We start from the raw sequence: 24951 nt of genomic DNA, 5'->3' as shown, positions 1-24951 counted from the left end.
AAGCATCCTACTCCGCAGCGATCCGCTTGTGGCTGATCCGATCTTCGATCTCGTCGCGGAAGTTCTTGATCAACCCCTGGATCGGCCAGGCCGCCGCGTCGCCAAGCGCGCAGATGGTGTGGCCCTCAACCTGTTTGGTCACATCGAGCAGCATGTCGATCTCCTCGACCTCCGCCTCGCCCTTCACCAGACGGTCCATCACGCGCATCATCCAGCCGGTGCCTTCGCGACACGGCGTACATTGCCCGCAGCTTTCGTGTTTGTAGAACTTCGACAGCCGCCAGATCGCCTTGATGATATCGGTGCTTTGATCCATCACGATGACGGCAGCCGTACCAAGGGACGACCCCTTTTCCTTGAGCGCATCGAAATCCATGATCGCGTCGCGCATGTGTTCGCCGCGCACGTTGGGCACGGAGGAGCCACCGGGGATGACCGCCTTGAGGTTGTCCCACCCACCGCGAATGCCGCCGCAATGCTTTTCGATCAACTCTTCGAACGGGATGCTCATCGATTCCTCGACGACGCAGGGGTTGTTCACATGGCCCGAGATCGCAAACAGCTTGGTGCCTGCATTGTTGGGTCGGCCAAAGGACGAAAACCATGACGCGCCGCGCCGCAGGATGGTGGGCACAACGGCAATGGATTCGACGTTGTTCACAGTGGTCGGGCAACCATAAAGGCCCGCACCGGCCGGAAACGGCGGCTTCATCCGGGGCATGCCTTTTTTGCCCTCAAGCGATTCCAGCAGTGCGGTTTCCTCGCCGCAGATATAGGCCCCTGCTCCGTGATGCAGGTAAATCTCGAAATCCCAGCCCGATCCGGCAGCGTTTTTGCCAACCAGGCCAGCGTCGTACGCCTCGTCGATGGCGGCCTGCAGCGCCTCTTTCTCGCGGATATATTCGCCGCGGATGTAGATGTAGCAGGCGTTGGCATTCATCGCGAAGGAGGCGATCAGGCACCCCTCGATCAAGGTGTGCGGATCATGGCGCATGATCTCGCGGTCCTTGCAGGTGCCGGGTTCGGATTCATCCGCGTTCACAACCAGATAGCTGGGGCGGCCGTCGCTTTCCTTGGGCATGAAGGACCATTTCAGGCCGGTGGGGAAACCCGCACCGCCGCGCCCACGCAGGCCTGAATCTTTCATCTCCTGAACAACCCAGTCGCGCCCCTTCTGGATCAGCTTGTCGGTGCCATCCCAGTGGCCGCGCGCCTGCGCGCCCTTGAGCGTGCGGTCGTGCATTCCGTACAAGTTGGTAAAGATGCGATCCTGGTCGGCCAGCATGTCAGATCCTCTCGGTGCGGCCCCGCGCCGGGCCGTTTCATGTGTCTCGGCTGTTTTGCCAAATCCTGAGCGCCACCACCAGTGCCCAAATGAACGCAGCCAGTGCGAAAAGCAGCAAAAGTATCTCGAACCGGGGTGGCAGGCCGAGAACGCCGACGATCACCGGCGCAAAGATCGACAGCAAAGCGGCCCCCGCAATAACGAGGGCCGCGATACGGCCCTGACGAGCCTGTTTGGGATCAAGCGGGGCGGACATGCTTTAGTAAACGCCGCCCTTTTTGACTTTCGTGGAGAACTCGGTGGTGCCACCGGCGGCCAGCGTCTTGGCCTGATCGACCCATGCGTCGCGGCTCACGCGGCCCTTGAACCCTTCGAGGTTCTGATCGACCCAAGCCACTTCGTCTGCGCCCCAGCCTGCGATCTGGTCAAAGTGGTAAAAACCCATCGAGTGCAGCAGCGATTCCAGTTTCGGGCCGACGCCCTTGATCTGTTTGAGGTCGTCGGGGCCACCATCGCGTGCCGCGCTGAGGGTTGCGGGTTTTTTGCCCTCGCCCGCTTCGGCTGGGGCAGCTTTGGCCTTGGTTTTCGCCGCGGCTTTCGGTTTGGCTTCGGCTTTCGGCTTGGCCGCAGCCTTTGGTTTTGCCGTGGCCTTCGGCGCGGCCTTGGCGGCACCCTTGTCTTCTGACGCCTTGGCCTCGGCAGCCACAGGTTCGGACACAGTCACAGCCGCCTTGGCCGGTGCAGCAGCTTGGGCGGGTGCGGGGGCCGCAGCCGCCTTGGGTTTTTCAGCAGGTGCATCATCGGACTTGCCCACCTGCGCCTCGCCCAATGCAGGCAAGGGGCGGCACATGATAAAGCTGAGCAACAGGCCCGCGACGACAAACACCACGCCTGCCGCAAACACCGCCTGCATGAACGTCCACGTGCCGATCACCATCAGCAAGACCGCTGCCAGTGCCCCGCCAAGGGCTGCAACCAGCCAGCAGCCGAGTGCGCAACTTACCATACCTTGTTTCTTGTCCATGACCGTCCCTTCCCCGTCTAGAGGCTACTACTTCTTGTACGTGCCCTCTTTTTTCGCACGTTTGGAAAATTCTGTCTCTTCTCCTGCCGCCAAAGCGGTGGCCTGCGTGACCCAATTGTCACGGCTGACACGTCCCTTGAACCCTTCGAGGTTCTGATCGACCCACGCGATCTCATCCCCGCTCCACGCCGCGATCTGATCGAAGTGGTAAAAGCCAAGACGGTGCAATAACGCCTCGAGCTTGGGCCCGACACCCTTGATCATCTTGAGATTGTCCGGGCCACCCGCACGGGCCGCATCAAGGGTGGCGGGCTTGGTGCCCGGACCCGGGGCAGCAGCATGGGCGTTCTCGACCGGTTTCGGCGCGACGCTTCCCACCTCGGGCTTGCCCTTGGCCGCGACGCCAGCCCCCTCACCGGGCACCTCGCCGCTTTTGTCAGAGGACGCGCCGACATTGCGCGGCGCGGGTTTTTCCGCGGCCGTGCGGCCGCCCTGTTTGCCGGTCGGACCGTCCGGGGGCATCATGTCCCCGCTTGGTGCGACGTTCTCGTTTGCCTTGCCCCACGGGGCGAGCAGCGGCACTTCGGTCCCGTCGATGCGTTTGACCGTGTCGCCGATATCCGTCGCAAGTTGCACAGAGGCGTTGTATTTGGTGCGGCCGCTGTCAGCTTCCTTGAGGGTGGTGAGCCCTGACAGAGGCTCTGCCGCATAGCGCCCGTTCTGCGGCCCCGGCGTAGGCACTTGCCCTGCGGCCAACTCATCAATGATCTCGCCCATGCGGGCAGCGGTCAGATCTTCGTAATAGTCCTTGCCGATCTGCGCCATAGGCGCGTTGGCGCAGGACCCGAGGCATTCGACCTCTTCCCAACTGAACTTGCCATCCGCGCTGAGCTGATGCGCCTTGGCGGCGATCTTGTCCTTGCAGACGGCCACAAGGTCCTCGGCCCCGCAGATCATGCAAGATGTCGTGCCGCAGACCTGAATATGGGCAACAGAACCAACAGGTTGCAGCTGAAACATGAAGTAGAACGAGGCCACTTCCAACGCGCGGATATAGGCCAGATCAAGCATATCCGCGACCGCCTCGATGGCGGGGCGGGTCAACCAGCCCTCCTGTTCCTGCGCGCGCCAGAGCAGCGGAATGATAGCGCTGGCCTGACGGCCTTCGGGATATTTGGTGATCTGCGCTTCGGCCCACGCTTGGTTGGCGGGGGTGAAGGCGAAGGTGTCGGGTTGGTCTGCATGGAGACGGCGGAGCATTACGTCTTTCCCTCGGTCTGAGTGGAGACAGCAGGTGCCTCCGGCGGGAGTTTATTGGGCAAGATGAAGGGCTGGATCACCGGTCGATTTCCCCAAACACCACATCCATGGTCCCGATAATCGCAGCGACATCAGCGAGTTGGTGCCCGGTACTCATGTAATCCATCGCTTGTAGATGCAGGAAGCCGGGTGCGCGGATCTTGGCGCGGTAGGGTTTGTTGGAGCCGTCCGCGACGAGATAGACGCCGAACTCCCCCTTCGGGGCCTCGACCGCGCAATAGACTTCGCCTTCGGGGACGTGGAAGCCTTCGGTGTAGAGTTTGAAGTGGTGGATCAGCGATTCCATCGACGTTTTCATGTCCGTCCGGCTTGGCGGGGTGATCTTGCCACGGGCCAGAATGTCGCCGGGGCAGTCGCGCAGCTTGCCGATGGCCTGTTTGATGATGCTGACGGATTGGCGCATTTCTTCCATCCGGACGAGGTAGCGGTCATAGCAGTCGCCGTTTTTGCCGACCGGGATCTGGAAGTCGAATTCATCATAGCATTCATAGGGTTGCGCGCGGCGCAAATCCCACGCCAAACCCGATCCACGCACCATCACACCCGAGAAACCGTATTCGAGGATGTCCTCTTCGGTCACGATCCCGATGTCGGCGTTGCGCTGTTTGAAGATGCGGTTTTCGGTCAGCAGCCCGTCGATGTCCTCCATAAAGCCGGACATGAACTTGTGCGCCCATTCCTCGATATCGTCGAGCAGATCGTCCGGCAGGTCCTGATGTACACCGCCGGGGCGGAAATAGGCCGCGTGCAGGCGCGCACCGCAGGCCCGTTCGTAGAAAATCATCAGCTGCTCACGCTCTTCGAACCCCCAGAGCGGCGGGGTCAGTGCGCCCACGTCAAGCGCCTGCGTGGTGATGTTGAGCAAGTGGTTCAGCACGCGCCCGATCTCGCAGAACAGCACCCGGATCAGCGAGGCGCGGCGGGGCACTTCGACGCCCGTCAGCTTTTCAATGGCCAGACACCAGGCGTGTTCCTGGTTCATCGGGGCCACATAGTCCAGCCGGTCGAAATAGGGCAGATTTTGCAGATAGGTACGCGATTCCATCAGCTTTTCGGTGCCACGGTGCAGCAGGCCGATATGCGGGTCACAGCGTTCGACCACTTCCCCGTCGAGTTCCAGCACGAGGCGCAACACACCGTGCGCCGCCGGGTGCTGAGGCCCAAAGTTGATGTTGAAGTTGCGGATCTTCTGCTCGCCCGTGAGGGCGTCGTCGAAACCTTTGGTGCCGTCCATCATCGTGTCACCTCGTTCAGGCGTTCAAATAGGAAGATCATCACCGCTTCTCCAATTCCTGAAGTTTCATCGCCATGAACCAGAGCAGCGCGATGGTGCCGATTGGCAGCACGCAGACGAAGGACCAATATTGGTGAATGCCGAAATGCGGCAGCAGTTTGAACATCGGAATGACGGTCAGCGCAGCAATGGCAAGCCAGATCAGCATATCCACCTCACTTCGCCTCCGTCTCTTTTGCGCCGTCCTTTTCATCGCCGGGCAGGATGTATTCGGCACCCTCCCACGGGCTCATGAAATCGAACTGGCGGTATTCCTGAACGAGTGAGACGGGTTCATAAACCACCCGCTTTTCGACCTCGTCATAGCGCACTTCGGTATAGCCCGTGGTCGGGAAATCCTTGCGCAGCGGATAGCCGCGAAAGCCATAGTCGGTGAGGATGCGGCGCAGATCGGGATGGCCCGAAAACAGGATGCCGAACATGTCGAACACTTCGCGCTCGAACCAGTTGGCCGAGGGGTGCACATCCGTGACCGACGGCACCATCTGATCCTCGCGGATCGACACGCGCAGACGGATGCGGTGGTTCTGATACATCGATAGGAAGTGGTAGACGACATCGAAACGCTTGGCCCGGCCCGGATAGTCCACCGCCGTGATGTCCACGAGGGATGAGAACCGGCAAGTGGAATCGACCTTCAGAAACTCGACCAGCCCCACGATGCTGGAGGGGGCCACATCCACGTTCAACTCGCCATGGGTCACATCCCAGGCCAGCACGCAATCGGGGCGCTTGCCCTCGATATAGGTGCCCAGTTCGTTCAGCGCTTGGCTCATGCGTGTCCTCTTAGCGTACGATGGTGCCGGTGCGGCGAATTTTGCGCTGCAACTGCAAGATGCCATAGAGCAGCGCCTCGGCCGTCGGCGGGCAGCCCGGTACGTAGACATCGACCGGCACGATCCGGTCACAGCCGCGCACCACAGAATAGCTGTAGTGATAGTAACCGCCGCCATTGGCGCAAGACCCCATCGAGATCACGTAGCGCGGTTCGGGCATCTGGTCATAAACCTTGCGCAGGGCCGGGGCCATCTTGTTGGTCAGCGTGCCGGCCACGATCATCAGGTCGGACTGGCGCGGGCTGGCGCGCGGGGCGGTGCCAAAGCGTTCGAGGTCATAGCGGGGCATGGACGTGTGCATCATCTCGACCGCACAGCAGGCCAGACCGAAGGTCATCCAATGGAGCGAGCCGGTGCGCGCCCAGTTGATGATGTCGTCTGTCGAGGTCAGCAAAAACCCCTTGTCCTGCAGCTCGGCATTGAGGGCTTGCGTCGAGTGATCCTTGTCGCCGCCTGCGTAGGCGGGGCCAAGCGATCCGGTGTCCGTTACTGCCATTCCAGCGCCCCCTTCTTCCACTCATAGGCAAAGCCGACCGTCAGGACGCCAAGGAAGACCATCATCGACCAGAAGCCCGCCATGCTGATGTCTTTGAAGGCGACGGCCCACGGGAACAGGAACGCGATTTCGAGGTCGAAGATGATGAACAGGATCGACACGAGATAGAACCGCACATCGAACTTCATCCGGGCATCGTCGAAGGCGTTGAATCCGCATTCATAGGCCGACACCTTTTCAGGGTCCGGGTTGCGCACGGCAAGCACCACAGCAGCGAGGATCAGAACAAGACCAAGGCCGATGGCGACGGCCAGAAATACGAGGATCGGGAGGTATTCCCGCAACATCTCTTCCACGTTTGGCTCCTTTTGAGGCGCACGCGACGGCGGCGTGCGGGGTCAAGTGGCAAAGTTGACTGAGCATGGGTGTACGCGTGCCGCCCGGCAGGGTCAATAAACCCAAAGGCGGAAGTGACGGAAATCACCGGGTGATTTCGACGCATCCGCGCCGTTTTTGATCAGGTCACGTGTCGCGGTGCCATTCGGCAAGGGTCAGCCCGTCCTTGACCGCGAACACGTGGGCAAAAAGGGCGTGGGTCGGGCGGCCCGGCACATTCACTTCAACCGCCCCCGCGTGGGCTCCCTGTGCCACCAGTTGCTGCGCTGCGCGGGGCAGCGCCAACAGCTCCTGAAAGCTCAGATGCAAATCGGTACGCAACGTGGCATTGGCAAAGACCAGATCGCCGTCCGCGTTGTGCACCGTCACCGCTTTGCCGCGCGTCTCTGCAAGGGTCGAAAGGATCGCGTCATTCTCGGCCAGCGCCCGGCTGAGCGCGCCATGCTCATATCGCAGCGTGAGCCGTTCGATCTTGCTTTCGGCCAGATCGGCCACCGCCAGCAAATAGTCGATCTCCGCCTCCTGCCAGATGCGCGGCGCGCTCGAGATTGCACACATCGCACCAATGACATTGCCGCCGTCCATGCGCAGAGGCACCCCAAGATAGGCCCCGACGTTCAACGCCTCGACAGTGGGGGCGTCCCGAAACTTGGGGTCGGCGCGCACGTCCGCGATCTTCAGAGGCTGGGCGGCCCGCATTGTATGAATGCAGATCGTGTCGCGTGCGGCCACCGTTCTTTGGGCGATATCGGGCTCGTGCCCCGAATGCCCCATGGCCTGCAGCGTGTCCCCGTCCGCGATACTGATCAAACTCAGGCTACAGTTCAGCCGCGCCGCAATCGACTGCGCAAGGGCGTCAAATTCGACCAAGTTACTGAAATCAAAAGAGGCGTGCGTCATGTGTGGTACACTTTTGTCAGGCCGCACACGCCCAAAGGTGTCCAAGCGAGCGCACAGTTGTGCCAAAAGTAACGGAAAATGACGCTAAATCAAAAGAAAATTACGTTGCGTCACCTAAGGGACGCAATTGGAGGTAGAAAGGGCGCACCCTTCATATGGCGGTCCGCCCTTTTGGTCCAGATCCAGAAAATCGGCTTACAGCAGGATAATTTCCGAGCTCCCCGCCCCCCGCCGCAAGGCATGTACATTCGCCAGTTCAGGGTCCGCAATCCATGCCTCGGCAGCGGCCCGGTCGGGAAAGCTCACGACCGCTATGGCATCCGGTACCACCGGCTTGCCCTCAAGCACCTTGAGATCGGGTGAGGCCTGCACCACCTGTCCTCCATGGTGCGCGAGCGCTTCGGCGGCTTTTTCGCGGTAGGCATTCAAGCTTTCTGGGTTCGTGACGCGCAGCATCACAACGGCATGGGTGGTCATATTCTGTCCTTTGGTTATCTTACTGGCGCCCTTGATACGGGTCGAAATGCTGTTCGGGAATTAAGGATTGTGTTATCCCACCTGTGCAAAAACGATCAGGAAAGGCGGGGCGGATGAGCGAGAAGGACATGGATTGGGGCGATCTGCGCTTTGTGCTCGAAACGGTGCGCAATGGCGGACTCAGCGGCGCGGCCCGTACCCTAAAGGTGAACCACGCCACTGTCGCCCGCCGGGTTTGCCGCTGTTTCCCTACCCGCCCATCTGGGTCCTGACCCATGCCGATCTGCGCGCAGTGCCGCGCATTGCCGCCTTCACCCTCTTTGTGTCGGATGCCTTGCGGGCCCGCCGCTCTGACTTTGCCGGGACCTAGTCCGGCATCCACACCGCGCGACGTTTTTCAAAGAATGCGCCAATGCCCTCAGCGGCCTCTTGTGTCTCCCACCGGGATTTCAGGGCCTCAATCGTCATCGCAATAGTGCCCTCATCAATGCGTGGGCCCAGATCGCGCGCCAGTGCCTTTGCCGCCGCCACAGCACCGGGTGCGCAGGACAGGTAGGGCACAACCTCAGCCTCGACCGCTGCGTCCAGATCGTCCGCAGGTACGGCGCGCGCCAACAGGCCCAGATCAACCGCCTCTGCCGCATCAAACAGACGCGCCGACATGAAAACACGACGCGCGCGCCCCTCGCCCATGCGCGCCAGCACGTAAGGGCCGATGGTTGCCGGGATGATCCCGAGCCGCGTTTCCGTCAGCCCCATTTTCAAATGATCTACCCCAATCGCCATGTCGCAGACCGACGCCATGCCAACCCCGCCTCCGAATGCGTTGCCTTGCAGTGCGCCGATCAGTGGCTTGGGCATGGTGTTGAGCGCCTGCAACATATACGCCAGCTTGCCCGCCTCGCGCGCGCGGGCCGCCGCATCGGCCTGCATCTGGGCGCGCATCCAATCAAGGTCACCGCCTGCGCAGAAACTCTTGCCCACACCGGTCAGGACGACCACGCGCACTGCATCATCTGCGCCCAAATCCGCCGCTGCCTGGGTCAATTCGGCCAGCATCGCCGCACTGAGCGCGTTGTGCTTTTCGGGCCGGTTCAGCGTCAGGGTGGCAACACCGCGTGCGTCCGTCTCAATCGAAATCGTCTCTGGCATCATCGTCCCTCAGATCAGCTACGCATGGCCTTGGTCAACGCGGCGGCCTCCACCACCTTGTCCATGTCGAGGCCCGTGTCATAGCCAAGCCGGGACAGGTGCAGCGCAACCGCCTCGGTCGCGACATTCCCGGCGGCCCCCGGTGCGAACGGACATCCGCCCAAACCGCCCACGGCTGCATCAAACACCCGCACACCGAGGCTGAGCGAGACATCAATGTTGTCCATCGCCCGGCCCCCGGTGTCGTGGTAGTGGCCCGCCAAGCGGCCCACGGGAACCGCGTCGCGCACCGCCAGCAACATGCGAGCAATCGCGTCGGGCGTACCTCGCCCGATAGTGTCGCCAAGACTGATCTCGTAACAGCCCATCGCAAACAGTCGATCCGCAACCTGGGCCACCGCAGCAGGGTCCACCGCACCGTCATAGGGGCACTCGACCACGCAAGACACATAGCCCCGCACCGGCAGGTCAATGGCGCGCGCGGCTGCGATGACCGGGGCAAAGCGATCAAGCGACTCGTCAATGCTCGCGTTGATATTGGCCTTGGAGAACCCTTCGCTGGCGGAGGCAAACACGGCAATCTCGTCCGCGCCTGCCGCCAATGCGTCCTCGTATCCGCGCATGTTGGGGGTCAGCGCGGCATAGCGCACCCCGTCTGCGCGCGCGATCTTGGCCAGCACCTCGCCGCTGCCCGCCATCTGGGGCACCCATTTGGGGCTCACAAAACTGGCGCACTCGATACGCCTGAACCCCGCCCCGCTCAGGCAGTCGATTAGCGCGACCTTATCGGCCACCGCGATCTCGCCTGCTTCGTTCTGCAAGCCGTCGCGCGGGCCCACCTCGTAGATCTCGACACGTCCTGACATCTTATCCCTCCCAGACCGGATAGAAGTCCCGAGCGTAGAGGCCACCCCCCGCCTGGGGCAAGCTCGATATGAAGGCCGGACGGGCGCTGATCCGCGCATACCACGCCGCCGTCTCGGGATGATTGTCGAGCGTCGCGAAATGCCGGGCCATGTAAACCGCCTGCCCGACCGAGATGTCAGCCGCACTGAACCCCGAGGTCAGCAGGTAGTCCCTATTTTCGACCGGCGTGGACAGCCGCGCCTCGATCGCGTCATAGCATTTGGCGAGCCGCGCAGCCTCGAGCTTCATCACGATGGGGCTGCGCATGTGATCCTCGTAAAGCACAACGTGTTGCTGGGTCAGCGCCGCCGCATGCTGGCTGACGGTTTCGGCGAAGTTGACCCAGACCAGCCAGGCCATTCGGTCCGGGCTGTCCACGCTGCGCCCCATCCGGTCGGGGCTGAAACGTTCGCACAGGTATTGCGTGATCGCGCCGGTTTCGAACATGCGCTCGCCGTCGATCTCGAGGGCGGGCACCCGGCCTGCGGGGCTGAGGCTCAGGAATTCGGGGCGGCGCAGCGACTTGTCGAAAGGGTGGACCGAGACCCGAAACGGGATGTCGAGTTCATAAAGCAGCCAAAGCGTGCGCATCGACCGGCTTTGGGGGCAATGGTGGAGCGTGATCATGGTGTCTCCTTGCGGCGATGCGGCCAGTCGGGCCGGGTATTGACGAATACGGGCTGCGCGATGATCGTAGCGAACCAACGGGCAAGTGCGGGCCGTTTGGCCAGCGCTGCTGCCCCCTCGGGCACCATCTGGAAGGTGTCGATCATCGGCGCGAGGTGGCAATCGGCCGAGGTCAGTGCGGCCCCGTCCAGCACCTCCCCATCTTTCGCAATCGCATCGAGCATGTCCAGCACCGCGCCGCTCGCCTCTAGCCCCGCGCTGAGTTGATCGGGGTCCGCCGTCTCGCCCATGGTCGGGCGAAACCAGCCGTGCGAAAAAACCTGCCGCACCAAGGGCCAGTAGCCATAGGCATCCACGATCCCGCCGACCTGCGCGACGCGGGCCTGCATGATGGGCGGCGCGCTCCAACCGCGATATGCGTCGCACCAGCGCAGGATCGCCGCCGTTTCGTAGATTGTTACCCCATCCACGTGCAGCACCGGCGCACGGCCCATAGGATGACCTGTGGCAGCGCCTTCCGCTTTGAACGGGTCGACTTCTGTGTAGTCATAATCGCACCCGGCCAAGTGCAGCCCCATCCGCGCGGCGCGGGTATAGACGCTCCAGACGTAACCGGTGAGGTGCAGATCGCTCACGCCGCGCTCTCATCCTCGAGCCGGACAAGCGCGGCCCCCGCGACGACCTGATCGCCCGCCTCGGCGAGCACCTCGGCCACCACCCCGTCTCGGGCGGCGAGCAGGGCGTGTTCCATCTTCATCGCTTCAAGCACGGCCAGCTTGTCGCCCTTGCTGACGGTCGCGCCTTGCGTGGCAAACACCGCCCGCACCACGCCGGGCATGGGCGCGAGGATCACGTTGCCGTCCCCACCCGCGCTCGCCGCGACATTCAGCGGATCGATATGTGTATACGTCAGGCCATAGGTGTCAAAGACCGTCGCCGTGCCATCCGCGCAGGCCACTGCAGGCGCGGGATCGTCATCGATGCGCCATGTTCCGTGCTTGCGCGCGGCGGTCAGGCTTTGCCCCTCGACCTGCCACTGCTGCATGTCAGGGCCAAGAACCTGCACCCGTACATTCAGAACCTCATCTTCGTGCTGCAGCCCAACCGTTCGGGTGTTTGCGGCCCACAGGGTGAACCCCGCCATTGGCCCCGGCGCGTCGAGCCCGCTCAGCGCCATCGCGGCAGCCACAGCGTGTCGCGGCTCCGGCGTTTTGACTGCCGTGAGACCGTCGAGGTCACGTGCAATCAGCCCCGTATCCACCTCGCCCCGCCCAAAGCCCACGTGATCCGCAAGCGCACCGAGAAAGGCGAGGTTCGTGACCGTGCCCGCCACCTGCGTCCCCTTCAGGGCAGCAGACAGCCGGCGCAAGGCCACCGCACGGGTTGGGCCATGCACGATCACCTTGGCGATCATCGGATCGTAAAACGGGCTGATCTCATCGCCTGCGCGCACGCCGCTATCGGCCCGCGCCGTCGCAGGAAAAGCCAGATGGGTCAGCGTACCGGTCGCAGGCAGAAATCCTGCGGGAACGTTTTCGGCGTAAAGGCGCGCCTCGAAAGCGTGGCCGTCGATGTGCAACTCATCCTGCGCCTTGGGCAGCCCTTCGCCAGCGGCCACGCGTAGCTGCCATTCGACCAGATCGACGCCGGTGATGGCTTCGGTCACGGGGTGTTCGACCTGTAACCGCGTGTTCATCTCCATGAAAAAGAACCCGTCGGTGCGCAGCGGCCCAGACCCGTCCACGATGAACTCGACCGTGCCCGCCCCTTTGTAACCGATGGCCTCCGCCGCCTTGACCGCCGCATCCCCCATGGCCGCGCGCATCTCGGGTGTCATGCCGGGGGCCGGTGCCTCTTCGATCACCTTCTGGTGGCGGCGTTGCAGAGAGCAGTCGCGTTCGAACAGATGCACGGCGCGGGTCCCGTCGCCGAATATCTGCACCTCGATATGGCGCGGATGGGTCACGAATTTCTCGACCAGCACATCGGCGTTGCCGAAAGCGGTCTTGGCCTCGGAACGGGCACTGGCCAGCGCATCCAAAAACGCGGCGGCGTCCTCGACCAGACGCATGCCCTTGCCCCCGCCGCCTGCGACGGCCTTGATCAACACCGGGTAGCCCATCTTGGCCGCTTCATCGGCCAGCAGCGCATCATCCTGATCCGCCCCATGATAGCCGGGTACAACCGGCACGCCCGCCTCGACCATCAACGCCTTGGCCGCATCCTTGAGACCCATGGCGCGGATTGCGTCTGCTGACGGGCCGATAAAGGTGAGGCCAGCGGCATCGACCGCTTCGACAAAATCCGGGTTCTCGGACAGAAAGCCATAGCCGGGATGGATCGCCTGCGCGCCCGTGTCCAATGCGGCCTGAATGATGACGTCACCGCGCAGATAGCTGTCGGCCGGAGCCGCCCCACCGATATGGACCGCGCGGTCGGCCATCGCCACATGCTTGGCCTGCGCGTCCGCGTCCGAATAGACAGTCACACAGCGCACCCCCATGGCCTGCGCCGTTTCCATCACACGGCACGCGATCTCGCCCCGGTTCGCAATCAGGATCGTGTCAAACATGGGCGGCCTCTCCTCTTTGCAAAGTCGGAATCATCAGTTTGCAAACTTCTCTCATGTCCTGCATCACATCCGGAACACGCCAAAGCGTGTCTCCTCAATCGGGGCATTCAGCGCGGCACTCAGCGACAGGAACAGCACATCGCGGGCTTTGCGCGGATCAATCACGCCGTCGTCCCACAGCCGGGCCGAGGCATAAAGCGGATGGGCCTGTTCCTCGAACATATCGATGGTGGGTTGCTTGAAGGCGGCCTCTTCCTCAGCCGACCAACTGCCCCCGCCCCGCTCAATCGCGTCGCGTTTCACGGTGGCCAACACGCCAGCGGCCTGCGCCCCGCCCATGACCGAAATGCGGCTGTTGGGCCAGGACCACAGGAAGCGGGGGGAATAGGCGCGCCCTGCCATTCCATAATTGCCCGCCCCAAACGAGCCGCCCACCAGCATCGTGACCTTTGGCACCGAGGTGGTCGCCACAGCCGTCACCATCTTGGCCCCATGCCGGGCAATGCCTTCGTTTTCGTACTGACGGCCCACCATGAAGCCTGTAATATTCTGCAGGAAAACCAGCGGGATACGACGTTGCGAACACAGTTCGATGAAATGCGCGCCCTTCTGCGCCGCTTCGGAAAAGAGCACGCCATTGTTGGCGATGATGCCCACCGGGCAGCCCTTGATGTGGGCGAAACCGCACACCAGCGTTTCACCATAGCGCGCCTTGAACGCATCAAAGCGGGAGCCGTCGACCAGCCGCGCGATCACCTCGTGAATGTCGTAAGGCGTGCGCAAGTCAGCAGGGACCACGCCCAAAATCTCGTCAGGATCGTAAGCGGGATCTTCAGGCGATTGCCACTGCACGGTGGCGGGCTTGGTACGGTTCAGATGCCCCACGGCGCGGCGGGCCAGCGCGAGGGCGTGGGTGTCATCCTCGGCCAGATAGTCAGCGACGCCCGACAGGCGCGTGTGGACATCGCCGCCGCCCAGATCCTCCGCGCTCACCACCTCGCCCGTCGCGGCCTTGACCAGCGGTGGTCCCGCCAGAAAGATTGTGCCCTGATCGCGCACGATGATCGTCACATCCGACATGGCCGGAACGTAAGCCCCGCCAGCAGTGCAGGAGCCCATCACGACGGCGATCTGCGGAATGCCCTTGGCCGACATCTGCGCCTGATTGAAGAAGATGCGGCCAAAGTGGTCGCGGTCGGGGAACACCTCGTCCTGATTGGGCAGGTTCGCACCGCCACTGTCCACCAGATAGATGCAGGGCAGATGGTTCTGCTCGGCGATCTCCTGCGCGCGCAGGTGTTTTTTCACCGTCATCGGATAGTAGGTGCCGCCCTTGACCGTCGCGTCGTTGCACAGGACCATCACGTCCTGCCCCATGATCTGCCCGATGCCCGCGATCACGCCCGCGCAGGGGGCGGCCCCGTCATAAAGGCCGTGCGCTGCCGTCGCGCCCACCTCAAGAAACGGACTGCCGGGATCGAGCAGGTTGGCGACCCGGTCGCGCGGCAACATCTTGCCCCGGCTCAGGTGGCGTTCGCGGGATTTCTCGCCGCCGCCCATCGCAGCGGCCTGCGCGGCGGTCTGCACCTGATCGAGCGCCTCGAGATGGGCGGCTGCGTTGGCCTTGAACGCCTCGGATGAGGGCAGCGCCTGCGAGGTGAGTTTCATGTCTGTTCTCCGATTTCTGCGGCTGCACGGGCTTTGAGCTCTTTGCGGATCACCTTGCCGGTGACCGTCATGGGCAACTCGGCCACAAAGGTGATTTCTCTTGGGTATGAATAGCTTGCAAGGCGTTCTTTCACGAAATCACGCAATGTATCAGCTGTCACGTCCGCCTTCGCTTTGCGCACAACATAGGCTTTGACGATTTCGGTGCGCAACGGGTCGGGTTTGCCCACAACGCCCACGGTTGCGACGCCCGGATGGGTCAGCAGGCAGTCCTCGATTTCGGCGGGGCCGATGCGGTAGCCCGCCGAGGTGATCACATCATCATCCCGCCCGACAAAGCGGATGTCGGGGCCGTCCTTCTGCCCCCGATCCCCAGTCAGCATCCAGTCGCCCCGGAACTTGGCCGCCGTGTCTTCCGGGCGGTTCCAGTATTCCAGCATCATGGACGGGGCACCGCGCCGGACGGCTATATCGCCTTCTTCAGAGGTGATTTTGCCATCGTGATCGATAACCTGCACGTCAAAACCCGGCACCGCCCGCCCCATATATCCGGGGCGCGCAGGAAAGCGCGCGGCGCTGCTCGACACGACCATGTTACACTCGGTCTGCCCGTAGAACTCATTGATCGTGACCCCGAGTGCGTTCCGCCCCCACACAAGCATCTCGGCCCCAAGCGGCTCACCCCCGCTCGCGACAGAGCGCAGGCCCGGAATATGCGCATCCGCCGCCTTGAGCATCCGCAAGGCCGTGGGTGGAGCAAACACATTCTTTACAGCGCCTTGGCGGATGATATTCATACACTGATCTGTATCAAATTTCTCCATCCGGGCCGCAACGACCGGCACACCGAGTGCAAGACCCGGCATCAACACATCGAACAGTCCGCCGATCCACGCCCAGTCCGCCGGAGTCCACAGGCAATCACCGGGCTGGCCCAGATCATCATGGCTGAGACTGACGCCCGGAATGTGCCCATCCAGCACAGCATGGCCATGCAGCGCGCCCTTGGGCGTCCCGGTCGTACCGGACGTGTAAATCAGCACCGCAGGAGTTGTCGCCGTGGCCTCCGCAAAGGCCACGGGCCCGCCCTCAATACCGGCGGTGCTCGCGTCCCAGCATTCCGCCAGATCTCCGACGAGGCGGGCACCTTCATCATCGGTCAGAACCAGCACAATCCCGGCATCCGACATGCGCGAGGCCAACGCATCATGCTTGAATAACTTGAACAAAGGCACTGAAATCGCGCCGACTTTCCAGATCGCAAGATGCGCCGCCGCACACCATGGAGATTGCGACAACAGCACACCCACCCGGTCGCCCGGTGCCACCCGGTCCATCAGCGCGCGGGCCAGACTGTCCGTCATCTCGGCCAGCGCGTCCGTGGTCACGTCACGGTGCCCACCACCCGTCAGATCAATGATCGCGAGCGTACCGGCAGGGTGAGACAGGCATTGTGCGGCCATGTTCATATGCCGCCCTCCGGTGCCAAACGCACGGTGCCGAAACGGTCCACATGGTAAACGACGTCGTCGCAGCGCACCTGAAACACGACCTCTCCCGTGCCTGCCCAGCCCAGACAGGCCGTATCGGCACCGCCATGCTCGGCCATATGCCGCGCGGCAACGGCATTGATCACATCCGTCGCATCCAGATCAAGCTGGCGCTGGCCAAGCCAGTAGCCCCCAAGGGCTGCGACCAGCACGAGGCCAGCCGTCGTGATCAGGACCGAGCGCGGCATCACCCCATCGCCGTGACCAGTTCGCGCCCCACCAGCATCCGCCGGATTTCAGAGGTGCCCGCGCCGATCTCCATCAGCTTGGCGTCGCGGAAGATGCGCGCGACTGGCGCGTCATTCAGGAACCCCGCCCCGCCCATGGCCTGCACCGCCTGGTGCGCCTGACTCATCGCCGCTTCGGAGGCGTAAAGACAGCAGGCCGCCGCATCCTGCCGGGTCACGGTGCCCCGATCACAGGCCTTGGCGACCTCGTAGACATAGGCGCGCGCCGAGTTCATCGCCGTGTACATATCCGCGATCTTGCCCTGCATCAGCTGGAACGATCCGATGGGCTGGCCGAACTGGCGACGTTCGGAGAGATACGGCATGATTTCATCCATGCAGGCGGCCATGATCCCAAGGCCGATGCCCGCCAGCACCACCCGTTCGTAATCAAGGCCGGACATGAGGACAGACACGCCCCGCCCCTCTTCGCCGAGCACGTTGTCAAAGGGCACCTCGACATCCTCAAAGATCAGCTCGGCGGTGTTCGATCCGCGCATGCCCAGCTTGTCGAAATGGGGTGAGGTCGAAAAACCTTTCATAGACTTTTCGATCAGAAAGGCGGTGATACCCCTGGGGCCCGCCTCTGGTTCTGTCTTGGCATAGACCACCAGCGTGTCGGCATCCGGGCCGTTGGTGATCCAGTATTTCGTGCCGTTCAGGATGTAGCGGTCATTGCGCTTTTCCGCGCTCAGCTTCATCGACACCACGTCCGACCCCGCGCCCGCTTCGGACATGGCCAGCGCGCCCACATGCGCGCCGCTGACCAGGCCCGGCAGATACTGCGCCTTTTGGGCGTCGGTGCCGTTCAGGCTGATCTGATTGACGCACAGGTTAGAATGCGCGCCGTAGCTGAGCGATACGGACGCGCTCGCGCGTGCCAGCTCCTCTACCGCGACCGTATGGGCGACATAGCCCATGCCCGCACCGCCGAACTCTTCATCCACCGTGATGCCAAGCAGTCCAAGCTCTCCCATTTCAGGCCAAAGCTCGGGGGGAAAGGTGTTGGCCTGGTCGATTTTGGCCGCCATCGGCTTGACCCGATCCTGCGCCCACCGATGCACCATCTCGCGCAGCGCATTCACGTCCTCGCCCAGATCAAACGTCATGGAATGGGTGAACATTGCACGCCTCCCTGCCTTTAATGAACACTTGTTCATTAAATATATGCCTGACATTCCGGTCTGTCGAGCGTTCTTTCGTCTCAGGCGGAACCAAGCTGCTGCGATGCGCATTGACCTTGTGCGATTGACGTTTCATCGCCGCCAAAAGGATATCCGATATGCTGACCCGCTGCCTCACCGCCCTCGCCCTGCTTGCGATGCCCTCTGTTACATGGGCCGAAGAAGTGGGCGAGATCGGCGTGGACTGGTCGGGCAATGACATCGTGATCGAGGCAATTGCCGACCCGGAGGTCAAGGGCGTCACCTGCCACATCGCTTATTTCGAGCGGGGCGTGATCGACCGGCTGGCCAATGGCAACTGGTTCGAGGATCCCTCCAACAGCTCAATCTCGTGCCGTCAGACCGGGCCGATCGAGATCGGGGACATCGACCGGGACGAGAACGGAGAGGACGTCTTTTCCGCCTCCCGCTCGATCATCTTCAAGAGTATTCGCGTCAAACGCATCTTTGATGAGGGCAACAACACGTTGATCTATGTCGCCCATGGCCGCGAGATCGTACGCGGCTCGGCCAAGGTGTCGATGTCAACGGTGCCGCTTTACTCGGCAGCAGCCGTCAACTGATAGACGGCGGAGACTTCGGAGCGGATGATACGCGCAATCAGGGCGCAATCCCCAAGGCTGAAAGTCAGCGGCACGCGCATATCGACCACGCCAGCAAGGATACGGTCACTGGTGACCATCGGCGTGGACGGCACATAGCGCCAGCTGTCATAGCGGCTGGTAAAGGCCACCGGCTCGGGCGCGCCAAACCATTTGAGTTCCACGCCGCGCGCCTTGCAGCGGTCTATCACTTCGATGACCCGCTCGGCCGCCCAGTCCAGCAGCAGGAATTGGATGGAGGAGCCAACGATGGTTTCCTTCTCCGCCCGCTCCACGATGTGCAGACCGGGTGTGTCGCGCAATCCCGCCTCAAGCGCATAGTACCGTTCGTTCCAGCGGGCACATTGCGTCGCCAGATCAGCCACTTGTGGCCGCAGGATAGCGGCGCGCAGATTGTCCATCCGCCCCGAGATGTTGGGCGTCGTGTATTTCAGATCGGCAAAGGCCTCGGGTGGAGGGGCCGCGAGATGGCGTTCAAACAACATATAACTGCCTGACAGCATCACCGATTTGGCCGCCAGATGCGGATCGTCCGTGACGAGAAACCCGCCCTCACCCGAATTCACGTGTTTGTAGGTCTGACAGGAATAGCAGCCGATCACGCCATGCCGCCCGGACGGCACCCCGTTCCAGGCGGCCCCCATCGTGTGCGCGCAATCCTCTACCACTTGCACGCCTGCCGCGTCGCACATCGCCATCAGCCGGTCCATGTCGCAGATATGTCCGCGCATGTGGCTCAGCAGCAGAACGCGCGTCTGATCGAGCTTCTCCTCAAGATCATCAAGGTCGATGGTCAGCGCTTCGGTCACACCAACGAACACTGGCGTCGCGCCCACGGACGCAATCGCCCCCGGCACCGGTGCCAGTGTGAACGCGTTGGAGAGCACCGTGTCACCCGGGCCTACCCCAAGCGCACGCAAGGCGGTCCCCATCGCATAGCCGCCCGAGGCAACTGCAAGGCAATATTTCGCGCCTACGGTGGCCGCAAATTCCTGCTCGAGCAGCGTAGTTTCGGACACCTCGCCGGGGGCCGTGTTGTAGCGGTGCAACCGGCCATGGCGCAGCACGGCAAGTGCGGCATCAATCCCAGCCTCGGGGATCGGGTCTTGCTGTGTGAAACTGCCGGTAAATCGTTCTGTCATGGCCTATCTCTGCTGGAAATCCTGTGCGGCAGTCAAGACGCAGCGAGGCGATTTGGGGCTTTGAAATCGGGCCTGTCGTTTCCTATCGGCCCAAAAGGGCAGCGGCGACGGATGGCAGTGCGGCGAAATCCTCAAGCAAGGCTTCTGGCTCGAGCGCGGCCATATCCTCGCCCGAGGGGCCAAAGGTGACCAGTACCGACGGCACCCCGGCAGCCCGCGCAGTGTTGCGATCCGTGTCACTGTCACCCACCAAAAGGCAGGCGCGCGGATCAACGCCAAGGCGGCGGGTGGCCTCGAACAGCGGTTCGGGCTCGGGTTTGCGCACCGGCAAAGTATCAGCCCCGACCAGACTGCCAAAGGCATCACGCACGCCAAGTTCCTGCAGCAGTTGTTCGGCCAAGCCTTCGGGCTTGTTCGTGCAGATGCCAACCGCGTGGCCGTGGGATTTCAGCGTCTCGACCGCCGCCATCGCGCCGGGATACATCACGGTATGGGTCGAGATGTCAGCCCCATATGCCTCGAGCAACATGTGATAGTAGCGATCAATTGTTGCCTCCTCCATCTGATCGACGCGCATCAGGCCGGCGCGCAACATCGCACGCCCCCCGCGCAAGGCGACCCCCGCATCGCCCGGGCCCAGCACATCCCCCAACCCCATATCGCGAAAACACACATTCGCGGCGGCCAGCAAATCCCCGCTTGTGTCCGCCAACGTCCCGTCCAGATCGAAAATCACAGCTGTCATGCCCGTCTCCCTTCGGCGGGTCGTTGCCGCCGTGATGTTGCAACCCGCAATCTTGTTTGATGGGGCCTGCGCTTGCGTGTGCGCGTCCAGCGGATAAACAGGGCGCAACAAAAAGACAAAGAGATTTGGCCAAAAGGGCATTCTATGAGCGTTGCATTGATCATTCTGGCCGCAGGCAAGGGCACACGGATGAAGTCAGACCTGCCCAAGGTGCTGCATCCCATTGCGGGCGCGCCGATGCTGCACCACGCGATGCGCGCAGGGGCGGTGCTTGAACCTGAGCGCACAATCGTTGTGGCCGGGCACGGCGCGGATCAGGTCGAGGCGGCGGCGTTGGATTTCGACGCCGAGGCGCAGGTGGTGTTGCAGGTTGAACAGTTGGGCACCGGGCATGCCGCAGCGCAGGCCCATGATGCGCTGGCAGGGTTTGAGGGTCTGGCCATCGTGCTGTTCGGCGACACGCCCTTTATCCGCCCCGAAACACTGGAAACGCTGGTGGCAGCGCAAGCGGATGTCACGGTGCTGGGTTTCGAAGCCGCTGATCCCGGACGCTATGGCCGCCTGATCATGGAGGGCGATCAGCTTGTCCGCATCGTCGAATTCAAGGACGCCACCGAGGACGAACGCGCGGTGACCTTGTGCAATTCCGGTGTGCTGGCGGCCCCGGCACCCCTGCTGCTCGATCTGCTGGCACAAGTCGGCAACGACAACGCCCAAGGCGAATACTACCTGACCGACCTGCCCGCCCTCGCCCGCGCCCAAGGCCGCACGGTGGGTGTGGTCGCCTGCGCCGAGGCCGAAACCCTCGGGATCAACAGCCGCGCCGAACTGGCCGCCGCCAACGCGATGTTTCAGGCCAAAGCCCGCGCGCAGCTGATCGAAGACGGGGTCGCCTTTATGGCCCCTGACACTGTGTTCCTGTCGTTGGACACCACCATCGGACGCGACGCGGTGATCGAACCCAACGTGGTCTTTGGCCCCGGCGTCACAGTGGAAACCGGGGCCACCATCCGCGCCTTTTCGCATCTCGAAGGGTGCCATGTGTCGCGCGACGCCATCGTGGGGCCCTATGCCCGCCTGCGCCCGGGTGCCGAACTTGCCGAGGGCGTGCGCGTGGGCAACTTTGTCGAAGTCAAGAACGCCACGCTCGATACAGGTGCCAAGGTCAACCACCTCAGCTATATCGGCGACGCTTTTGTCGGGGCGGGGGCGAACGTCGGCGCGGGGACGATCACCTGCAACTATGACGGCGTGATGAAACACCGCACCGAGATCGGGGCGCGCGCCTTTATTGGGTCCAACACGATGCTGGTCGCCCCTGTTTCCATCGGGGTCGAGGCCATGACCGGATCGGGCTCCGTCATCACCTCAGACGTGGAAGAAGGCGCGCTGGCCTTGGGTCGTGCGCATCAAGTGGAAAAACCCGGCATGGCGCGCAAATTGTTCGAAATGTTAAAGGCTCAAAAGGCCAAGCAAAGCAGAGGCAGCTAAAATGTGTGGAATTGTAGGTGTCCTGGGAAGTCACGAAGTCGCGCCAATCCTTGTTGAGGCGCTGAAACGGCTTGAATATCGCGGCTATGACAGTGCTGGCATTGCGACCATCAATGACGGCGTACTGGACCGCCGCCGCGCAGTGGGCAAGCTGGTCAATCTGAGCGATCGGCTGGTCCATGATCCGCTGGCAGGCAAGTCCGGCATCGGCCACACACGGTGGGCGACCCATGGCGGGCCAAGCGAGACCAACGCCCACCCGCACCGCGCAGGGCCCGTGGCTGTGGTCCATAACGGGATCATTGAAAACTTCCGCGAGTTGCGCGCCGAGATGGCAGAGGTCGGCCTCCAATTTGAGACCGAAACCGACACCGAAACCGTCGCCATGCTGGCGCAACACCATCTGAACCAGGGGCTGTCCCCGGTCGAGGCCGCGTTCAAGACCATTGACCGGCTCGAAGGGGCCTTTGCACTCGCGTTTCTTTTCGATGGCGAAAGCGATCTGATCGTGGCGGCGCGCAAGGGGTCCCCCCTCGCCATCGGGCATGGTTCTGGCGAGATGTTTGTGGGCTCGGATGCCATCGCCCTTGCGCCGCTGACCGACCGGATCACCTATCTTGAGGAAGGCGACCGCGCCGTCGTGACCCGCGCTGGCGTCGAAATCCGCGACGCGCGTGGCACCCTCGCCAATCGTGAGGTCCGTCAGATCCAGATCGACGATGCGCGTATCGACAAAGCCGGGCACAAACACTTCATGGCCAAGGAAATCGCCGAGCAGCCCACAGTGCTCAGTTCCACCCTTGCCAATTATCTGGGGTCCGACGATCAAATCACCCTGCCCGATCCCGGCATCGACTTCACCTCCATCGACCGGCTGACCATGGTGGCCTGCGGCACGGCCTATTACGCGTGTCTCACGGCGAAATACTGGTTCGAGCAGATCGCCCGCCTGCCGGTCGAGGTCGATGTGGCCTCTGAATTCCGCTACCGCGAACCGCCCATTCCCGCGCGCACGCTGGCGCTGTTCGTCAGTCAGTCGGGTGAGACGGCGGACACGCTGGCTGCGCTGCGTTATTGCGATGGCAAGGCCGACAGGATCGTGTCGGTCATCAATGTCCCCGAAAGCTCGATCGCGCGCGAAAGCGATCTGGCCCTGCCGATTTTTGCCGGGGTCGAGGTCGGCGTGGCCTCCACCAAAGCGTTTACCTGTCAGTTGACCGTTCTGCTAATGCTGGTGCTTAAGGCGGCGCAGGCGCGCGGTACGATCAGTGCAGCGCAAATGTCCGAGCATGTTGCGGCGTTGCGTGCGATCCCCGCCATGATCAACCTCGCCATCGCCCAAAACGATGCGATGGCGAAAACAGCCCGCAAACTGTCTGAGGCCCGCGATATCCTGTTTCTCGGGCGCGGCCAGATGTACCCCCTTGCCCTGGAAGGCGCGTTAAAGCTGAAAGAAATCAGCTATATACACGCCGAAGCTTATGCGTCAGGTGAGCTGAAACACGGCCCCATCGCCCTGATCGACAAGCACGTCCCCGTGGTGGTCATGGCCCCCAAAGACACGCTGTTCGACAAGACCGTGTCGAACATGCAGGAGGTCATGGCACGCAAAGGCAAGGTGGTACTGATCACCGACAATGACGGTCTGAAGGAGGCCGGAGACGGCGTGTGGGCCGACATCACCATGCCTGATTGCCCCGACGTCATCGCCCCCATCGTTTATGCGGTGCCAGCGCAATTGCTGGCCTATCACACGGCGGTGGCCAAAGGCACGGATGTGGACCAGCCCCGCAACCTCGCCAAATCCGTGACGGTGGAGTAATGGCCAAGCAGTTCGATCACATCAACAACGATCTGGCGGCCTTCATCGGCACGCAGCACATGTTTTTCGTAGGTTCTGCCGCGCAGGATGGCCGCGTCAACATCTCGCCCAAGGGCATGGACAGCCTGCGCGTCATGGGCCCCAACCGGATTGTCTGGCGCAACCTCACTGGGTCGGGGAACGAGACCGCAGGGCACTTGGCGTCGGTCAATCGCATGACGCTGATGTGGTGCGGGTTCGAGCAGCGCCCGATGATCCTGCGCACCTATGGCAAGGCGCGCACGCTCCATCCGCGCGATGCCGACTTTGCCGATCTGAACTCACAGTTCCCACTCTCGCACGCCGCGCGCCAGATTTACGACCTCAGCGTCGATCTGGTTCAGACGTCCTGCGGATATGCGGTGCCGTTCATGGATTATGCAGGTGAACGGGATGTGCTGGCGAAATGGGCAGAAGACAAGGGCCCCGAGGGGGTCGCTACCTATTGGACGACCCGCAACGCGCAAACTATCGATGGGTTTGACACCTACATAGACGGGCCCAAACCATGACGCCCGACGACGCATTGGCCGAGATCTCGGCCCATGCCGATGCGCAGCGTGCCGCAGATGCTAAGGCCTATCACAAATCCAAACGTGACCATCTTGGCGTCCCGAACCCGGTCCTGAACGATCTGACCAAGGCGTGGCGGCAGGCTTTGGATGTGCCTGCCCGTGTCGCGCTGGCCGACGCGCTCTGGCGCACGAATATCTACGAGGCGCGCCTGGCCGCCGCCAAACTGCTGACCCAAGCCCGCATTCGCCCCGATGATGAGGTGTGGGCGCTGATCGCGTCCTGGGTGCCCGAATTTGACAGTTGGGCCATCGCCGATCACGCCTGCATGGCGGGGCAAAAACGGCTGGTGGCCGACCCGGCCCGGATCGAAGAGGTCGAGGCGTGGACGACCTCGGACCACCTGTGGACCCGGCGCGCGGCCCTTGTGATGACGCTGCCATGGACCAAGCAGAACTTTCCCAAACCGCACGAAGTCGAACTGCGCGAACGGGTGCTGGGGTGGGCGGCGTCTTATGTCCCGGATCAGCAGTGGTTCATCCAGAAAGCGATTGCCTGGTGGGTGCGCGAGTTGGGCAAACACGACGCGCCGCGCGCCCGTGCCTTTCTGGACACGTATGGGTCAACGATGAAGCCGTTTGCGGCCAAAGAGGCGGCCAAGTACCTGCCCGCGAACCGATAAT

28 protein-coding genes are annotated in these 24951 nt (G+C 62.6%); 6 read left to right on the top strand and 22 right to left on the bottom strand.

Going from position 1 to position 24951, the window contains the following annotated elements; all coding sequences use genetic code 11:
- Positions 1 to 7: 7 nt before the first annotated feature.
- The 11 genes from nuoF to Q0908_RS00455 form a co-directional block, all read right to left on the bottom strand.
- Positions 8 to 1285 carry an NADH-quinone oxidoreductase subunit NuoF gene (gene nuoF / locus Q0908_RS00505; RefSeq protein WP_299280398.1) on the bottom strand — a complete coding sequence of 426 codons (1278 nt, stop codon included), beginning with the start codon at positions 1283 to 1285 and terminating at the stop codon, positions 8 to 10.
- A 37-nt stretch (positions 1286 to 1322) separates the two neighbouring features.
- The gene (locus Q0908_RS00500; protein ID WP_299148657.1) at positions 1323 to 1541 is read right to left on the bottom strand and encodes a DUF5337 family protein; all 219 of its coding nucleotides are present in this window, start codon (positions 1539 to 1541) and stop codon (positions 1323 to 1325) included.
- A 3-nt stretch (positions 1542 to 1544) separates the two neighbouring features.
- Positions 1545 to 2309 (bottom strand): endonuclease, encoded by a 765-nt coding sequence (locus Q0908_RS00495; RefSeq protein ID WP_299280396.1) that lies wholly within the window; start codon positions 2307 to 2309, stop codon positions 1545 to 1547.
- A gap of 27 nt (positions 2310 to 2336) precedes the next feature.
- Positions 2337 to 3569: an NADH-quinone oxidoreductase subunit E gene (locus Q0908_RS00490; RefSeq protein ID WP_299280394.1), complete on the bottom strand. Its 1233-nt coding sequence runs from the start codon at positions 3567 to 3569 to the stop codon at positions 2337 to 2339.
- Between the two features lie 76 nt (positions 3570 to 3645).
- Positions 3646 to 4863 (bottom strand): NADH-quinone oxidoreductase subunit D, encoded by a 1218-nt coding sequence (locus Q0908_RS00485; protein ID WP_299280872.1) that lies wholly within the window; start codon positions 4861 to 4863, stop codon positions 3646 to 3648.
- A 40-nt stretch (positions 4864 to 4903) separates the two neighbouring features.
- Positions 4904 to 5071 (bottom strand): hypothetical protein, encoded by a 168-nt coding sequence (locus tag Q0908_RS00480; protein WP_299280887.1) that lies wholly within the window; start codon positions 5069 to 5071, stop codon positions 4904 to 4906.
- 7 nt (positions 5072 to 5078) lie between these two features.
- Positions 5079 to 5699 carry an NADH-quinone oxidoreductase subunit C gene (locus tag Q0908_RS00475; protein ID WP_299280392.1) on the bottom strand — a complete coding sequence of 207 codons (621 nt, stop codon included), beginning with the start codon at positions 5697 to 5699 and terminating at the stop codon, positions 5079 to 5081.
- Positions 5700 to 5709: 10 nt separating this feature from the next.
- Positions 5710 to 6255 (bottom strand): NADH-quinone oxidoreductase subunit B family protein, encoded by a 546-nt coding sequence (locus tag Q0908_RS00470; RefSeq protein WP_299280390.1) that lies wholly within the window; start codon positions 6253 to 6255, stop codon positions 5710 to 5712.
- Positions 6246 to 6611 (bottom strand): NADH-quinone oxidoreductase subunit A, encoded by a 366-nt coding sequence (locus Q0908_RS00465; protein WP_299280388.1) that lies wholly within the window; start codon positions 6609 to 6611, stop codon positions 6246 to 6248. The genes Q0908_RS00470 and Q0908_RS00465 overlap by 10 nt, the downstream gene beginning before the upstream one ends.
- A 166-nt stretch (positions 6612 to 6777) precedes the next feature.
- Positions 6778 to 7551, bottom strand: a complete 774-nt coding sequence (locus Q0908_RS00460) for a GAF domain-containing protein (protein ID WP_299280386.1) — start codon at positions 7549 to 7551, stop codon at positions 6778 to 6780.
- A 195-nt stretch (positions 7552 to 7746) separates the two neighbouring features.
- Complete coding sequence (locus tag Q0908_RS00455; protein WP_299280382.1) at positions 7747 to 8028, bottom strand: DUF1330 domain-containing protein; 282 nt, start codon at positions 8026 to 8028, stop codon at positions 7747 to 7749.
- Between the two features lie 113 nt (positions 8029 to 8141).
- Here Q0908_RS00455 and Q0908_RS00450 point away from each other — a divergent pair, with 113 nt between their 5' ends.
- Positions 8142 to 8300 (top strand): hypothetical protein, encoded by a 159-nt coding sequence (locus tag Q0908_RS00450; RefSeq protein ID WP_299280380.1) that lies wholly within the window; start codon positions 8142 to 8144, stop codon positions 8298 to 8300.
- A gap of 94 nt (positions 8301 to 8394) precedes the next feature.
- Here Q0908_RS00450 and Q0908_RS00445 read toward each other — a convergent pair whose 3' ends face one another.
- The 9 genes from Q0908_RS00445 to Q0908_RS00405 form a co-directional block, all read right to left on the bottom strand.
- On the bottom strand, positions 8395 to 9180 hold the full coding sequence (locus tag Q0908_RS00445) for a crotonase/enoyl-CoA hydratase family protein (protein WP_299280379.1): 786 nt from the start codon (positions 9178 to 9180) through the stop codon (positions 8395 to 8397).
- 14 nt (positions 9181 to 9194) lie between these two features.
- On the bottom strand, positions 9195 to 10046 hold the full coding sequence (locus tag Q0908_RS00440; RefSeq protein ID WP_299280377.1) for a hydroxymethylglutaryl-CoA lyase: 852 nt from the start codon (positions 10044 to 10046) through the stop codon (positions 9195 to 9197).
- A gap of 1 nt (position 10047) precedes the next feature.
- Positions 10048 to 10713, bottom strand: a complete 666-nt coding sequence (locus tag Q0908_RS00435; RefSeq protein ID WP_299280375.1) for a glutathione S-transferase family protein — start codon at positions 10711 to 10713, stop codon at positions 10048 to 10050.
- On the bottom strand, positions 10710 to 11348 hold the full coding sequence (locus Q0908_RS00430) for a glutathione S-transferase family protein (RefSeq protein ID WP_299280373.1): 639 nt from the start codon (positions 11346 to 11348) through the stop codon (positions 10710 to 10712). Before Q0908_RS00430 ends, Q0908_RS00435 begins: the two co-directional genes overlap by 4 nt.
- On the bottom strand, positions 11345 to 13285 hold the full coding sequence (locus tag Q0908_RS00425; protein ID WP_299280371.1) for a biotin carboxylase N-terminal domain-containing protein: 1941 nt from the start codon (positions 13283 to 13285) through the stop codon (positions 11345 to 11347). Before Q0908_RS00425 ends, Q0908_RS00430 begins: the two co-directional genes overlap by 4 nt.
- Positions 13286 to 13348: 63 nt before the next feature.
- Complete coding sequence (locus Q0908_RS00420; RefSeq protein WP_299280369.1) at positions 13349 to 14953, bottom strand: carboxyl transferase domain-containing protein; 1605 nt, start codon at positions 14951 to 14953, stop codon at positions 13349 to 13351.
- A complete protein-coding gene (locus Q0908_RS00415) occupies positions 14950 to 16422 on the bottom strand; it encodes an AMP-binding protein (protein ID WP_299280367.1) in 1473 nt (490 codons plus the stop codon). The genes Q0908_RS00420 and Q0908_RS00415 overlap by 4 nt, the downstream gene beginning before the upstream one ends.
- Entirely contained in the window at positions 16419 to 16691 is a 273-nt protein-coding gene (locus Q0908_RS00410) for a hypothetical protein (protein ID WP_299280365.1), read from the bottom strand. The genes Q0908_RS00415 and Q0908_RS00410 overlap by 4 nt, the downstream gene beginning before the upstream one ends.
- A complete protein-coding gene (locus Q0908_RS00405) occupies positions 16691 to 17854 on the bottom strand; it encodes an isovaleryl-CoA dehydrogenase (protein WP_299280363.1) in 1164 nt (387 codons plus the stop codon). Before Q0908_RS00405 ends, Q0908_RS00410 begins: the two co-directional genes overlap by 1 nt.
- A 158-nt stretch (positions 17855 to 18012) precedes the next feature.
- Between Q0908_RS00405 and Q0908_RS00400 the strand changes: the two genes are divergently transcribed.
- Positions 18013 to 18477, top strand: a complete 465-nt coding sequence (locus Q0908_RS00400) for a CreA family protein (RefSeq protein ID WP_299280360.1) — start codon at positions 18013 to 18015, stop codon at positions 18475 to 18477.
- Here Q0908_RS00400 and Q0908_RS00395 read toward each other — a convergent pair.
- Together Q0908_RS00395 and Q0908_RS00390 are read right to left on the bottom strand one after the other, a co-directional pair.
- Positions 18453 to 19658 (bottom strand): aminotransferase class I/II-fold pyridoxal phosphate-dependent enzyme, encoded by a 1206-nt coding sequence (locus tag Q0908_RS00395; protein WP_299280358.1) that lies wholly within the window; start codon positions 19656 to 19658, stop codon positions 18453 to 18455. The two genes, Q0908_RS00400 and Q0908_RS00395, sit on opposite strands and share 25 nt — an antisense overlap.
- A gap of 82 nt (positions 19659 to 19740) precedes the next feature.
- Positions 19741 to 20403 (bottom strand): HAD-IA family hydrolase, encoded by a 663-nt coding sequence (locus Q0908_RS00390; RefSeq protein WP_299280356.1) that lies wholly within the window; start codon positions 20401 to 20403, stop codon positions 19741 to 19743.
- 144 nt (positions 20404 to 20547) lie between these two features.
- Between Q0908_RS00390 and glmU the strand changes: the two genes are divergently transcribed.
- The 4 genes from glmU to Q0908_RS00370 are packed head-to-tail and all read left to right on the top strand — an operon-like array spanning position 20548 to position 24950.
- Positions 20548 to 21894, top strand: a complete 1347-nt coding sequence (glmU, locus tag Q0908_RS00385) for a bifunctional UDP-N-acetylglucosamine diphosphorylase/glucosamine-1-phosphate N-acetyltransferase GlmU (protein WP_299280354.1) — start codon at positions 20548 to 20550, stop codon at positions 21892 to 21894.
- Between the two features lies 1 nt (position 21895).
- Positions 21896 to 23716: a glutamine--fructose-6-phosphate transaminase (isomerizing) gene (gene glmS, locus Q0908_RS00380; RefSeq protein ID WP_299280352.1), complete on the top strand. Its 1821-nt coding sequence runs from the start codon at positions 21896 to 21898 to the stop codon at positions 23714 to 23716.
- Positions 23716 to 24267, top strand: a complete 552-nt coding sequence (locus tag Q0908_RS00375) for a pyridoxamine 5'-phosphate oxidase family protein (protein WP_299280350.1) — start codon at positions 23716 to 23718, stop codon at positions 24265 to 24267. The genes glmS and Q0908_RS00375 overlap by 1 nt, the downstream gene beginning before the upstream one ends.
- Positions 24264 to 24950, top strand: a complete 687-nt coding sequence (locus Q0908_RS00370; protein ID WP_299280348.1) for a DNA alkylation repair protein — start codon at positions 24264 to 24266, stop codon at positions 24948 to 24950. The genes Q0908_RS00375 and Q0908_RS00370 overlap by 4 nt, the downstream gene beginning before the upstream one ends.
- Position 24951: the final 1 nt, after the last annotated feature.

Origin of the sequence: uncultured Tateyamaria sp. (genome assembly GCF_947494755.1) — a bacterium.
GTDB lineage: Bacteria > Pseudomonadota > Alphaproteobacteria > Rhodobacterales > Rhodobacteraceae > Tateyamaria.
Note: the sequence above shows the minus strand (reverse complement) of the source record. Positions and strands in the feature narration are given on the sequence as shown.

Coding starts and splice junctions, on each gene's coding strand:
- Q0908_RS00475 (WP_299280392.1), bottom strand. CDS start 5,699: ATGAGCCAAGCGCTGAACGAACTGGGCACCTATATCGAGGGCAAGCGC.
- Q0908_RS00450 (WP_299280380.1), top strand. CDS start 8,142: ATGAGCGAGAAGGACATGGATTGGGGCGATCTGCGCTTTGTGCTCGAA.
- Q0908_RS00460 (WP_299280386.1), bottom strand. CDS start 7,551: ATGACGCACGCCTCTTTTGATTTCAGTAACTTGGTCGAATTTGACGCC.
- Q0908_RS00370 (WP_299280348.1), top strand. CDS start 24,264: ATGACGCCCGACGACGCATTGGCCGAGATCTCGGCCCATGCCGATGCG.
- Q0908_RS00425 (WP_299280371.1), bottom strand. CDS start 13,285: ATGTTTGACACGATCCTGATTGCGAACCGGGGCGAGATCGCGTGCCGT.
- Q0908_RS00470 (WP_299280390.1), bottom strand. CDS start 6,255: ATGGCAGTAACGGACACCGGATCGCTTGGCCCCGCCTACGCAGGCGGC.
- Q0908_RS00455 (WP_299280382.1), bottom strand. CDS start 8,028: ATGACCACCCATGCCGTTGTGATGCTGCGCGTCACGAACCCAGAAAGC.
- Q0908_RS00410 (WP_299280365.1), bottom strand. CDS start 16,691: ATGCCGCGCTCGGTCCTGATCACGACGGCTGGCCTCGTGCTGGTCGCA.
- nuoF (WP_299280398.1), bottom strand. CDS start 1,285: ATGCTGGCCGACCAGGATCGCATCTTTACCAACTTGTACGGAATGCAC.
- Q0908_RS00395 (WP_299280358.1), bottom strand. CDS start 19,658: ATGACAGAACGATTTACCGGCAGTTTCACACAGCAAGACCCGATCCCC.
- glmS (WP_299280352.1), top strand. CDS start 21,896: ATGTGTGGAATTGTAGGTGTCCTGGGAAGTCACGAAGTCGCGCCAATC.
- Q0908_RS00420 (WP_299280369.1), bottom strand. CDS start 14,953: ATGAAACTCACCTCGCAGGCGCTGCCCTCATCCGAGGCGTTCAAGGCC.
- Q0908_RS00485 (WP_299280872.1), bottom strand. CDS start 4,863: ATGGACGGCACCAAAGGTTTCGACGACGCCCTCACGGGCGAGCAGAAG.
- Q0908_RS00440 (WP_299280377.1), bottom strand. CDS start 10,046: ATGTCAGGACGTGTCGAGATCTACGAGGTGGGCCCGCGCGACGGCTTG.
- Q0908_RS00405 (WP_299280363.1), bottom strand. CDS start 17,854: ATGTTCACCCATTCCATGACGTTTGATCTGGGCGAGGACGTGAATGCG.
- Q0908_RS00390 (WP_299280356.1), bottom strand. CDS start 20,403: ATGACAGCTGTGATTTTCGATCTGGACGGGACGTTGGCGGACACAAGC.
- Q0908_RS00500 (WP_299148657.1), bottom strand. CDS start 1,541: ATGTCCGCCCCGCTTGATCCCAAACAGGCTCGTCAGGGCCGTATCGCG.
- Q0908_RS00415 (WP_299280367.1), bottom strand. CDS start 16,422: ATGAACATGGCCGCACAATGCCTGTCTCACCCTGCCGGTACGCTCGCG.
- Q0908_RS00495 (WP_299280396.1), bottom strand. CDS start 2,309: ATGGACAAGAAACAAGGTATGGTAAGTTGCGCACTCGGCTGCTGGCTG.
- glmU (WP_299280354.1), top strand. CDS start 20,548: ATGAGCGTTGCATTGATCATTCTGGCCGCAGGCAAGGGCACACGGATG.
- Q0908_RS00480 (WP_299280887.1), bottom strand. CDS start 5,071: ATGCTGATCTGGCTTGCCATTGCTGCGCTGACCGTCATTCCGATGTTC.
- Q0908_RS00490 (WP_299280394.1), bottom strand. CDS start 3,569: ATGCTCCGCCGTCTCCATGCAGACCAACCCGACACCTTCGCCTTCACC.
- Q0908_RS00375 (WP_299280350.1), top strand. CDS start 23,716: ATGGCCAAGCAGTTCGATCACATCAACAACGATCTGGCGGCCTTCATC.
- Q0908_RS00445 (WP_299280379.1), bottom strand. CDS start 9,180: ATGCCAGAGACGATTTCGATTGAGACGGACGCACGCGGTGTTGCCACC.
- Q0908_RS00435 (WP_299280375.1), bottom strand. CDS start 10,713: ATGATCACGCTCCACCATTGCCCCCAAAGCCGGTCGATGCGCACGCTT.
- Q0908_RS00400 (WP_299280360.1), top strand. CDS start 18,013: ATGCTGACCCGCTGCCTCACCGCCCTCGCCCTGCTTGCGATGCCCTCT.